Annotated in this window: 10 protein-coding genes and 1 pseudogene; all 11 read right to left on the bottom strand. The window is 48.0% G+C overall.

The window, feature by feature from the left end:
* Positions 1–616: pseudogene (locus BG32_RS16985) on the bottom strand (lysine 5,6-aminomutase subunit alpha TIM-barrel domain-containing protein); the annotation flags it as partial.
* The gene (locus BG32_RS00160; protein WP_121526202.1) at positions 603–989 is read right to left on the bottom strand and encodes an ornithine aminomutase subunit alpha; all 387 of its coding nucleotides are present in this window, start codon (positions 987–989) and stop codon (positions 603–605) included. The pseudogene BG32_RS16985 and the gene BG32_RS00160, both read right to left, overlap by 14 nt.
* Positions 967–2,391 carry a 2-amino-4-oxopentanoate thiolase subunit OrtB gene (ortB, locus tag BG32_RS00155; protein ID WP_121526201.1) on the bottom strand — a complete coding sequence of 475 codons (1,425 nt, stop codon included), beginning with the start codon at positions 2,389–2,391 and terminating at the stop codon, positions 967–969. Before ortB ends, BG32_RS00160 begins: the two co-directional genes overlap by 23 nt.
* Positions 2,381–2,695, bottom strand: coding sequence for a 2-amino-4-oxopentanoate thiolase subunit OrtA (gene ortA / locus BG32_RS00150; protein WP_006486588.1), 315 nt, complete (start codon positions 2,693–2,695; stop codon positions 2,381–2,383). Before ortA ends, ortB begins: the two co-directional genes overlap by 11 nt.
* Before the next feature lie 2 nt (positions 2,696–2,697).
* A complete protein-coding gene (gene ord / locus BG32_RS00145) occupies positions 2,698–3,723 on the bottom strand; it encodes a 2,4-diaminopentanoate dehydrogenase (RefSeq protein WP_121526200.1) in 1,026 nt (341 codons plus the stop codon).
* Between the two features lie 175 nt (positions 3,724–3,898).
* Positions 3,899–5,596 (bottom strand): GspE/PulE family protein, encoded by a 1,698-nt coding sequence (locus BG32_RS00140; protein WP_006486586.1) that lies wholly within the window; start codon positions 5,594–5,596, stop codon positions 3,899–3,901.
* On the bottom strand, positions 5,597–6,643 hold the full coding sequence (gene ftsZ, locus BG32_RS00135) for a cell division protein FtsZ (RefSeq protein ID WP_039882225.1): 1,047 nt from the start codon (positions 6,641–6,643) through the stop codon (positions 5,597–5,599).
* Complete coding sequence (gene ftsA, locus BG32_RS00130) at positions 6,633–7,925, bottom strand: cell division protein FtsA (protein WP_121526199.1); 1,293 nt, start codon at positions 7,923–7,925, stop codon at positions 6,633–6,635. The genes ftsZ and ftsA overlap by 11 nt, the downstream gene beginning before the upstream one ends.
* A gap of 5 nt (positions 7,926–7,930) precedes the next feature.
* A complete protein-coding gene (locus BG32_RS00125; RefSeq protein WP_006486582.1) occupies positions 7,931–8,569 on the bottom strand; it encodes a DUF4894 domain-containing protein in 639 nt (212 codons plus the stop codon).
* Entirely contained in the window at positions 8,566–10,461 is a 1,896-nt protein-coding gene (gyrB, locus tag BG32_RS00120) for a DNA topoisomerase (ATP-hydrolyzing) subunit B (protein WP_006486580.1), read from the bottom strand. Before gyrB ends, BG32_RS00125 begins: the two co-directional genes overlap by 4 nt.
* 15 nt (positions 10,462–10,476) lie before the next feature.
* A partial coding sequence (locus tag BG32_RS00115) for a DUF721 domain-containing protein (protein WP_147434756.1) occupies positions 10,477–10,713 on the bottom strand: 237 nt, incomplete at its 5' end.

Genomic DNA, 10,713 nt, shown 5'->3' with positions numbered 1-10,713 from the left:
CATAATCTTCTTCGCCACAGCCGCATCGACAAAGGAGCGAAGTGGATTTATTCCCCTGTATAGAATGTTGTACTGAGGATCCTGGTGTGCTCCGTTTACTCCCTCCTCTGCGAAGAGAACGGCAATTTCCGGACCGGCCACTCCGCTTACATATGAATGGAAGTTTATAGGTCTTCCAACTTCCTCCTCAATAATGTCAAGAGCCTTACGTGTGGCTCTAAGCTGCTTTCTCGTTATTGGAATACCACCGATCCCCTCGGGGGTTCCCTCTATTAGGCCGTCTATGTGACTCTGGCGAGAGTCCTTATTACCATTATATGATCGGCCCCATGCCATGCGGCCATTCTCATTCTCCTTACATCGTCTTCGAATCTTCCAGAAGCTATCTCCGAGGTTATAACGGGATCGGGCTGAGGATCTATGTTATCAAAGTAGTGAGAAGCGGGAAGACCCACGCTGTTCTTCAGAGGTTCGGAGATCTCGTCGTAGTAGAAGCCATCGACCTTCGTGCCTTCGGGAAGTTTCTTTCTCCAGGTCCAGCCCTTTCTCTTGGTACATAGTGTTCGAGATCCTTTAGAATCTCTTCCACTCTCAGCTTTTCATTAACGGGCAGCATTACGATCGCCTCCCCTGAAGTTAGAAACGAGAGCTTCCCATCCCTTTCCGACAGCTAGTTCTTCAACCGCCTTTTCCAGGGTCAGTGAATTCATCTTCGCGTAGGTTAGAACGATATTTCCGGCGCCCTTCCCGAGCAAACCGTGTTCGACGGCCTTCGTGACTATTGATCCAGCCTGCGAACTATCAAGCCCCATTCTAAGAAGCACAGAGCGTTCGATTGAAGGGCTTGTATTAGCCTTCGCAAGATCTATCAAGGGTTCAACAATCTTATCAGCTAGCTCCCAGAATCTTCTGTCGAGCTCCTCGTCGGTTAGATTCTTAAGATGCACACTCCGCTTCTCGAAATCATCACTTCTCTGAATCGACATCATCACTTACCTCCTTAACCAGTTCCCGAACCTTTGTCACAGGTATCTTCAGCTCTTCAGAGAGAAACTCGAAATCGCTATCGATCAGCGTTACTCCCTGTTTCATGAGTTGCTTGATATAAGACCTTCTGAGATCGTCCATATTCACTTCTTTGTAAGCAATCTGCGAGTAGCTTTCGGGAATTGCGATTCTCTTGCCAGGTGAATCCATCTTGATCGGGTCTCCCCTGACTATCTCTATTCCATTGTCTCTCGCGAATGTGAGCTGTGCGCTCGGGAGCTTCCCGGCGCCTGTATACTCGGTCTCCTGGACCACTATGGTCTTGTCTTCGGGCAATTCTCTTGCGAGAGCTATTGCCGCAGTCAGACTGGTGTTGCCAGCCGGTCCCCGTTGTAATCCCTCCAGCCTGGCCAGCATTTCGGTAACGTAGAAGACCTCTCCTTGAGTGACCAGAAGATATCTATCCATATATCTCAGTGCTCGTGCAGCGTTTCGGGGAACATCGGATCTATCGGGGAGAACGGCAAAGGGTATGCCGAAACCGGTATGGCCCGTTGTGAAAGACTTCCTGTTGAAATCCCTGTTGCTAGCCATGTGAAGGCCCGAAAGATCGACGCTAACACCGATAACCTTTGTTTGATCTGCACCGGCTTTGATAAGGCCTCTGGCCGTCCCGGTCAAATTCCCACCGCCCGCATGCGTCGCGAGAACGTAGTCGGGATTTCTTCCGATAAGTGTATTTGACTGTTCTACTATCTCGTATCCGAGAGATTCTATGCCCGCAATTGCGTATGGTGTGTACAGTGAAGCGTTGAAATAGCCGGTCTCTTCAAGAAGCAAAAGAAAGTAATAGAAGAGCTCCGGGCCAACAGTCAATTGAGCCACTTCCGCTCCGTAAGCTTCACAGGCACGAGCCTTCTCAAGTATCTCAGGCTGACCCTTTCCCCTGCTGTCGTAACACTCCTGAACAACGATGCACTTCAGGGCTCTCTTCATCGACTGAGATGCGACGGCTGCGCCATAGTTGCCGCTCGTTGCAGCGATGACTCCTTTATATCCAAGCTCCTTGGCCCGTGAAACACTTATGGAGGCCCGTCGGTCTTTAAAACTGCCTGAAGGATTCGTCGCTTCATCCTTGAGAAAGATCCTTGCGCCATAGCCGGACTTGCTCATCGACCTGACCAATCTTGTGATGTTTTTCAGCTCTATCAGGGGAGTGTTTCCCACTCCGGTTTCCGACTGAATCCTTCTGATGGAAGCGATTGGATACGATGTATCCTTCATTAATCTCTCGTAATCAAAGGCGACTCCATCCAGCTCGTATCTGTCGTAATCGACTCCCACAGTTGCCTTCATTATCTCTTTTCTTCTCGCCATAACGGCTTCGTAAGATCTATCTTTCATCGTTATCGCCACCGGTAAGCCATCTTGTCAATTCGTTTCCCGCTTCGGACAGTTCTGGAATGTAATCACCGAAGTTATGTTTGTGAGCCGGCTCAACAGCCTCGAGCCTTCCCGACACTTTTCTCCCTGAAGCCGTTTCTACTGTTACCATCTCACCTACTTCGGACTTTTCCTCCAAGAGAAAGCCTTTAACCCTTAGTTCGAGAGGGACTTCTTTCGTGTCCTCGGGAACCGAGGGCGCTCTTTCACCCGCAGAAAGTATTATTCGACGAATCTGTACCCACTGTCCCTTAATTACGCTCATACTTAGATCTCCCTAATCTCGTTAAGCAAGCACCTGGGAATCGGGAGTTCACTCATCTCCAGGAGTCCCGGACCAGACTCGATTACGGCAGGAATCATGTTTGTAGCAAGGGCGATCGTTCCCTTTCCGCCCGGGATTTCAGGCTTTATTGAAAGGTGAATGTCTGGTTCGCCAAATATGTCAATATAGTCTCCCGTGTCGATCCCTTCCTTTTCGGGAAGGATCTGCTGAGGATGAATCAGCTCTATCATTAGCTTGTCTCCGCAGTAACCCCGGCCTATATGCCTGCATCCGGCCACCATTCCAGGCAAGACATGCGCAACGCTCGTTTTTCTTTCGGTTTTCGAGATGATCGGCTCTCGACTCTCCTCTATTCTGTCGATATCCCATCCCAGAGCGTTACCGATCATTGCTATCGACTGTTGAAAGCCTATGTGCCCTACAATCTCTCCAGTTTCTATTCCCTTCTTGAACTCCTCTGGCGAGGTTCCGACTCCTTGGGTTTTCATCACTGTCCTACCGAAGGGCGAGAGGTCGTTTATCCTTCTCGCTTCGATTCTGTCAACCTTCAAGCATGCGCCCGTCATGGCTATTATTAGAAAGTCAAGTACGAATCCGGGATTGATTCCCGTTCCCAGAATCGATACACCGTAACGCCATGCAATGTTCTCAAGCACCTCCGACTCTTCGGGATGCGAGAAAAACGGAAAAGCCATCTCTTCTGCTATCGTAAGAATGTCCACATGGTGCTTGGCCACGGTCTCAATCTTAGTTAGAACTTCTTCGACGAAGGAATTTGTAGCAATAACCACAATGTCCGGTCTCGTTTCGGATATAGCCTTCTCCACATCTGAACAGATCTGCCGTCCAGTCTTTTCTCCACCAAGATACTCTCCCAGGTCTCGACCGATCTTCTGTGGATCCTTTTCAACGGCACCAACAAGCCTGAGGCCCTCCTTCTGAGAAACATTTCTTGCCACGCCACTACCCATGGCGCCCAGGCCCCATACCAAAACCCTGTAAGCCATAAATAAACCTCCATTCTGAACTCTAGAATATTCAATTCAATACTATCATCGGAAAAAAGGGGAGGCTATTTGAGCAAAATGCGGCTATTCGTGAAAAAAACCGTTTAAACACACCTTGCGTGAGTATGTTTGAGTATGCGTAAGTATGGATAAGATAACTAGAGGTGAGAATGACTCAGTACTCTATGGCGACTCTCTTGATCTCTTCGAGTGAAGTTATTCCGTCTATTACCTTCTGAACGCCGTCATTGTAAAGCGTTCTCATGCCACCGGATATTGCGGCGGCTGCGATCTCCCTTTCGGAAGCGTTTTCGCCTATAAGCTGTCTCAGCTTGCTGTCGACTACAAGTATCTCGCTGATACTGGTTCTTCCCCTGTATCCCATTCCGCGACACTCGGGGCAGCCGTTGCCGGGGATGTACTCACTGAAATCATCGCGATTGGGATAAAGCATCGAAGCTATCTTCCTTACTTCCTCTCTCACGGGAATCTTAACCTTGCAGTTGTTGCAGAGCTTACGGACCAGTCGCTGGCCCATGACTCCTATCAGGGATGTGCCAAGAAGAAATGGGTCGACACCCATATTGACAAGACGGGCCACGGCACCTGCGGCGCTGTTCGTGTGGATCGTTGAAAAGACTAGATGGCCGGTAAGTGAAGCCTCGATTGCCAGTTGGGCCGTCTCCCTGTCACGAATCTCTCCGACCATTATTATGTCGGGGTCCTGACGGAGAAATGATCTTAGATATCTCGCAAAGGTCAATCCTATGTCTGTGTTTACCTGACACTGCGAGATTCCCTCAATGGTATATTCAACGGGGTCTTCGGCTGTTAGTACGTTTACTTTGTCGGAAGTAACCTGGTTTAGAACGGCAACGAGAGTGGTCGATTTTCCGCTACCCGTGGGACCGGATACCAGAATGATGCCATACGGAGAGGTAATGATACTTTCAAAACGCTGTCGGTTGTAATCCGAAAGGCCAAGGTCCTCGAGCTGTTTCTTCGCATTCGAGACACGGAGAATTCTCATGACGACCTTCTCACCGAAAATCGTCGGCATCGTCGATACCCTCATGTCGAACTGCTCATTGCCGCGGCGGATGTAGAACTTTCCATCCTGCGGCATTCTCTTTTCAGAGATGTCGAGGTTACTCATAACCTTTATTCTAGAGACAACAGAATTATGAGCCTTTCTGGGATAGCTCAGTATCTTTCTCAGAACCCCGTCGACCCTCATCCTCGCTACGGCCATCTTTTCATAAGGTTCGAGATGGATGTCACTGGCGTCGCTTCTTATACCGTTATCGAGAAGTGAGTTTATGAATTTTGCGACCGGTGTGTCATCGGTTTCGTCTACCTTTTCCTCGTCGAGATCGACTTCTGAGCGCTGATCTATGCTGAAGGTATTGTCGATTATCTCACTCGAAGCAGATTCTTCGTATGACGACCTGTAGAGAGCGTCGAACATCGGGGGAGGTACGAGAAGAGTGCTAACCTTGTTCCCGGTAAGGAATGAAAGCTCTCTGTCAATCTGGGGAACCTTCAGAACATCGGTCGTTACAACTCTCAGAAGGCCATTTTCTGGAAGATACTCTATAGGTATCACATTCAGCCTGTCGGCGACAGGCTTGGGAATCATCCTGAGAACTTCTGGAGAAAGCATGTTCGGCAAATCTTGCAGCACCTTCAGGCCGTACTGCTTCGATAGGGAATCGTAGATGTCCTCCCAGGAGATTACTCCCATCCCAACGAGGATTTCTCCGATCGGCTTATTTACTTTTTTCTGTAGAGAAACAGCCTGCTGGAGAGTGTCTTCGCTTATCAAACCCTGGTCTATTAAAAGCTCTCCGAGTCTCTTGTAGACTCTCAACAATTACTCCTCCTCGCTAAGATCCAATCCAAACCTGTAAATTGCCGGGATATCTGAAGCATCGCCCATCAGTTCACCTTCGTCGAGTTCCAGACCAGCCGCAATTAAAGTTATATCAAGTTCATCATCATTCATATCGGGGTCGACAATAAGGCCGAGTTTCACATCGGCATCTTCGCTGCAGTTCTGTCTAACGATCGCCGCGGCGATATTCATTTCTCTAAGAGTTATATTCTTTGCAGAGACGTTCAGGATTATGCCGGTTGCGTTATCTATGGGCTTTTCGAGAAGTCTGCTCTCAAGGGCTCTTCTTGCTGCTTCTTCGGCCCGTCTCTCACCCGATCCGACTCCGATCCCTAGCATGGCCGTGCCTGCATTTCTCAGAACTGATTCTACATCGGCGAAGTCAAGGTTGATGTAGCCGCGTTTAGTTATTAACTCAGAGATACCCTTGATTCCGTGATGAAGCGTCTCGTCGGCCTTCGCAAATGCATCGACAATGGAAGTGTTTGGTGGTAGTTCCTGAAGTAGCTTATTATTCGAGATTCGAATCAAAGTATCGACGGAGTTCTTCAGCCTTCTGAGGCCCTCATGCGCGGTCTTTAAACGGGTATTCCCTTCGAAGAAGAAGGGAGTTGTGACCACTGCAACCGTCAGAATTCCCATTTCTCTTGCTATAGAGGCTACTATCGGAGCTGCACCTGTACCGGTGCCTCCGCCCATTCCTGCGGTAATAAATAAAAGATCTGTGTCTTCGAGGAACGTACCAATCTCATCTACCGATTCTTCTGCAGCCCTCTCGCCAACGTTGGGGTTACCGCCTGCTCCCAGACCCCTTGTCAACTCCGTACCGAGCTGGATCTTCAGGTCGGCTTTATTGCTTTCAAGGACCTGGATATCAGTGTTGGCAGCAATAAATGTAACTCCGTGAATGCCTTCGGATATCATCCTGTTGACTGCATTACCGCCGGCTCCGCCCACACCGATTACTTTTATGGAAGGCAATCTAATTTGTGTGTTTTTTTTGCCTGTGTCAATCTCAAAGCTCATCATCTACACCTCCAAAGAAGAGGGATCTAATAAAAGATGCAAAACCTTTCTTGGGTCTCTCTACCACACTTTCCACCGCTTCTCCCTGAATCTCTTCTGGGGAGACCAGATTGCCCAAACACGAACTGAATATGGGATCATTGGCAACGTCGTGGCTATTCTCAATTCGCCTGTTAAAGCTCGTTTCGTACGTACCGATTCTCACGGGCATCTTGAGAGACTCGACTCCCACATCCGTTAACCCCCGGAGCTTAGATCCACCGCCTGTGAAGACCACTCCTCCCGGTATTCTCTCTTCTGAATACTCGGGATTGTTTATCACGAAGAGCTGAATCTCTTTGCGAATCTTATTCAGGAGTTCTTTAACCCTTGCATAGATGACTGTTGAGAGTCTTCTGACAGAGACATTCTTCCTTGTCCTCTCGTCCAGTCCAAAATACTCTACCACATCTTCAGCATCGGGCGGGAACATGCTGCAGTGGCCGTAATTCACGAGCAGTCTTTCGGCCTCGTCGACAGAAGTACCCAGGACTCTAGCGATGTCGAGAACGATATGTCGAATTCCAAGAGGAATTCTCGAAATGTATACGGGAAGGTTTTCTCTGTAGATTACCATTTCCGAGAAACTATGGCCAAGAACTACGCTGACCACACCGTGCTGCTTCTCGGTATCCGTGAGTACGGCCTCGGAGGCGGAGATAAGCGCAGGAGAGATGAAGAAGTCTCCTCTGCCAAAAAGCTCTTCGAAGAGCCTCCGGAATATCTCTACTGATTTGCCTTCACTGGAAACGAAGACCATCTCGACATTGAGTTTCTTAGCGTACATCTCAACCGGGTTGAAAACGACTTTGTCATCGTCGAGAATGTACTTGCGAATGTAACTCCTGTGTATGTTGGTGTTCCCGGTCTTCATTTTCTCGGCCTTGAGTCTGCTCATCAAACCGACAATCGTCTGTTCCTTTACCATTACCTGTTTATCTTCAGACAGGACTTCTTCGATATTTTCAGAGAAAACGGAGTAATCACCATCCGTAAAACTTATCTTGAAGTCCGCTTCAACGTCCTTCTTTCCCATTTGACCTGTAAGATCTTCGATCAACTTCTGAATAGACTGTTTAAGAGCGACAGCATCCTTCACTTCGCCCTTGTCGAGTCCAACAGTCTTAACGCTCCCATAGGCTTCAAGAGTCATCTCACCTGTCTGTTCACTACTTACCACCACACCTTTTAGGGTGTTCGTGCCAACATCGAGAGAAACTGTATAATCCTTCCCCCTGGCCATCAATGTCACCTCGCTCTCAACAGTTTACCATCACTCAAGAAAATATATTCGCTTCTGTCGGAGGCGTTTTCCAACTGAAGAAGCAGCTCCTTGTTTGTATTTAAACTCTCCCAATCAAGTACCTTAACTCTGATTCCTCTCCTGAGAAGTAACACGTTATTCTTGAAATCAAAGTACGATACCAGTGCAAGAACTCTTCTGTCAGCAAGAATGCCCTCTACCGCTCCGGCAAAAATATCTATGTCTCTTTCGCTGGCTACATAAACTCCATCGGTTAGAATGAACTGTATTCCACCCATGATCGGATAGCTTAGAATTTCAGAAAGATGGGCATAGTCTACTATAACAAAATCCTCCGAAACCCAGTAGTATTTGCCCTCGTAACTGACGATGTACTTACCAGGTTTCAAATAAACTCTACCGCCTGAAACATCAACACTTCCCGGTGGGTAAATTATATCAGTTTTCCAGGCTCTTCTAAAGGCCAGCGGAAATTCAATGAGAAGCTCGTCCTTATTTACAATCCTGGTTAACTGCTCTACGGGTTCAGTGAAAAACGACTCCAGCACGAAGTTCGCTATACACAATATCCACATGGCAAAGAGAATCACCATGCAAATTCCGGCTCTCAGTGAAAGACTCATACGTCAAGATTGGAAATACTCATTGCATGTCGTTGGATAAACGACCTTCTTTCCTCCACCTCGCTACCCATTAGTATTGTGAATACCCGATCTGCTTCCTCCGCATCTTCTATGGTTATCTTCACAAGTTTTCTGTCATTTGGATTCATCGTTGTTTCCCAGAGTTGCTCGGGATTCATCTCGCCGAGTCCCTTGAATCTGGAGTAATTCAGTTTTCTGTCTGAATGCTCCTTAAGAAAAGTCGTCAACTCTTCGTCGCTGTAGAAGTAGTGCTTTTGCCTGTTCATCTCGATCTTGTACAGGGGGGCTTGAGCAACGTAGACCTTTCCGTTTGTTATCAGTGGGGTCATGTAACGATAGAAAAGAGTCAAGAGAAGTGTCGTGATATGTGCGCCGTCTACATCGGCGTCAGTCATGATGATTATCTTTCCGTATCTCAGATTCTTGATCTCGAAATCCTCCCCCATCCCGGTTCCAAGGGCAACAATGATATTGCTTATCGTCTCGCTTTTCAACATCCTGTCCAGACCGGCTTTTTCGACGTTCAATATCTTTCCCCGGAGAGGAAGTATGGCTTGCGTCTCCCTCGAACGTGCCATCTTTGCCGAACCACCGGCAGAGTCACCTTCAACTATGAAGATCTCTGTCTCGTCGAGGTTCTCGGAGATACAATCGGCTAGTTTGCCTGGCAGGGTCGTGTTTTCAAGCGCGTTCTTTCTGCGGACCATTTCTCTAGCCTTTTTTGCAGCAAGCCTTGCCCTGGAAGCCTCCAGAGCTTTACTGAGGATCGCTTTGAGATCCTTTTGATTGTAATCGAAGTACTCTTCAAGCTTTTCCTTGACTACCTTCATTACTGCTTCGAAGGCCTCGTCATTTCCTAGCTTTGCCTTTGTCTGACCCTCAAACTGAGGTTCCTTGACAAAGACGCTTAGGATTGCCGACAGCCCTTCTCGAAGATCTTCGCCCTGAAGGTTCGGATCCTTGTCTTTGAGCACGTTGTGCTTTCTGCCGAGATCATTCATTGTCTTCGTTAGAACCGTCTTGAAGCCAGTCAAGTGGGTTCCGCCCTCTATGGTCTTTATGTTGTTTACGAAAGTAAGAATGTCTTCGTCGTAGGAAGATGTGTACTGCATTGCAAGCTGTATCTTGACATCGTTGTACGTGCCTTCTAGATAGATCGGATCCTTATGGATGGATTTTTTGTTCTTCGTTAGAGCCTTCACGAACTCTACGATTCCGCCTTCGAAATGATAGCTCCTCTTTTCTCCGATTCTTCTGTCTTCGAAGGTGATCTTGATTCCACCGTTGAGGTAAGCAAGTTCCTTGAACCTCGCCTCAAGAATATCGAAGTCGAAGTCGGTAACGGTAAAAACAAGTGGATCGGGCTTGAAACTTGTTACCGTTCCCGTCTCGTTGGTCTCCCCGACGACTTCCACTGGAGCAAGGGCCTTGCCTCGTTCATATTTCTGCCTGTATATCTTCCCATCTACCTTTACCTCAACGATCATCCACTCGGACAGGGCATTGACAACGGAAGCGCCCACACCGTGAAGACCTCCGCTGATCTTGTAAGAGTCCTTTGAGAACTTGCCTCCCGCGTGAAGCGTTGTCATAACAACTTCGAGCGCACTCGTCCCGGTATCGGGATGGATGTCTATCGGAATTCCACGCCCATTGTCACTAACAATTACAGAGCCGTCCTCCGTAATCACTATGTTAATGGTGTCGCAAAATCCCCCCATCGCTTCGTCGATACTGTTGTCGACGATCTCGTAGACAAGATGGTGAAGCCCCGACTTTCCTGTCGACCCAATGTACATTCCGGGTCGTTTTCTGACGGGATCCAGTCCCTTCAGAATCTTTATGTTTTGTGCGTTGTATAAATCAGACATTTAACACCTCCAGGTCTACCGTCCAATTCTAAATCTGATTCTCTTTATTGCTTCTACTCCCAGTGAAGAGTTCATCCTTTCAAGCAGGATTTTCTCTCGCAGTTTCATCTCATTAAGCCACATACCGTCGTCGACTCGAATTATCAGGGTTCCTTCCGAGAAATCGACGATCGACGAGTGATTTGCGATAGGCTCTCCAACGATCTCTTCCCAATCTTTGTTTAGCTCAAAAACCCGTATCTTTCTGAACAG

The organism is Mesotoga sp. HF07.pep.5.2.highcov, assembly GCF_003666285.1.
Classification (GTDB): Bacteria; Thermotogota; Thermotogae; order Petrotogales; family Kosmotogaceae; genus Mesotoga; species Mesotoga prima.
The sequence above is the reverse complement of the archived record's forward strand: the minus strand, read 5'-3'. Positions and strand labels throughout refer to the sequence as shown.

Bases quoted from the DNA above. Each gene is read 5' to 3' on its own strand.
- BG32_RS00160 (WP_121526202.1), bottom strand. From the start codon at position 989: ATGATGTCGATTCAGAGAAGTGATGATTTCGAGAAGCGGAGTGTGCAT.
- ortB (WP_121526201.1), bottom strand. From the start codon at position 2,391: ATGAAAGATAGATCTTACGAAGCCGTTATGGCGAGAAGAAAAGAGATA.
- ortA (WP_006486588.1), bottom strand. From the start codon at position 2,695: ATGAGCGTAATTAAGGGACAGTGGGTACAGATTCGTCGAATAATACTT.
- ord (WP_121526200.1), bottom strand. From the start codon at position 3,723: ATGGCTTACAGGGTTTTGGTATGGGGCCTGGGCGCCATGGGTAGTGGC.
- ftsZ (WP_039882225.1), bottom strand. From the start codon at position 6,643: ATGAGCTTTGAGATTGACACAGGCAAAAAAAACACACAAATTAGATTG.
- ftsA (WP_121526199.1), bottom strand. From the start codon at position 7,925: ATGGCCAGGGGGAAGGATTATACAGTTTCTCTCGATGTTGGCACGAAC.
- BG32_RS00125 (WP_006486582.1), bottom strand. From the start codon at position 8,569: ATGAGTCTTTCACTGAGAGCCGGAATTTGCATGGTGATTCTCTTTGCC.
- gyrB (WP_006486580.1), bottom strand. From the start codon at position 10,461: ATGTCTGATTTATACAACGCACAAAACATAAAGATTCTGAAGGGACTG.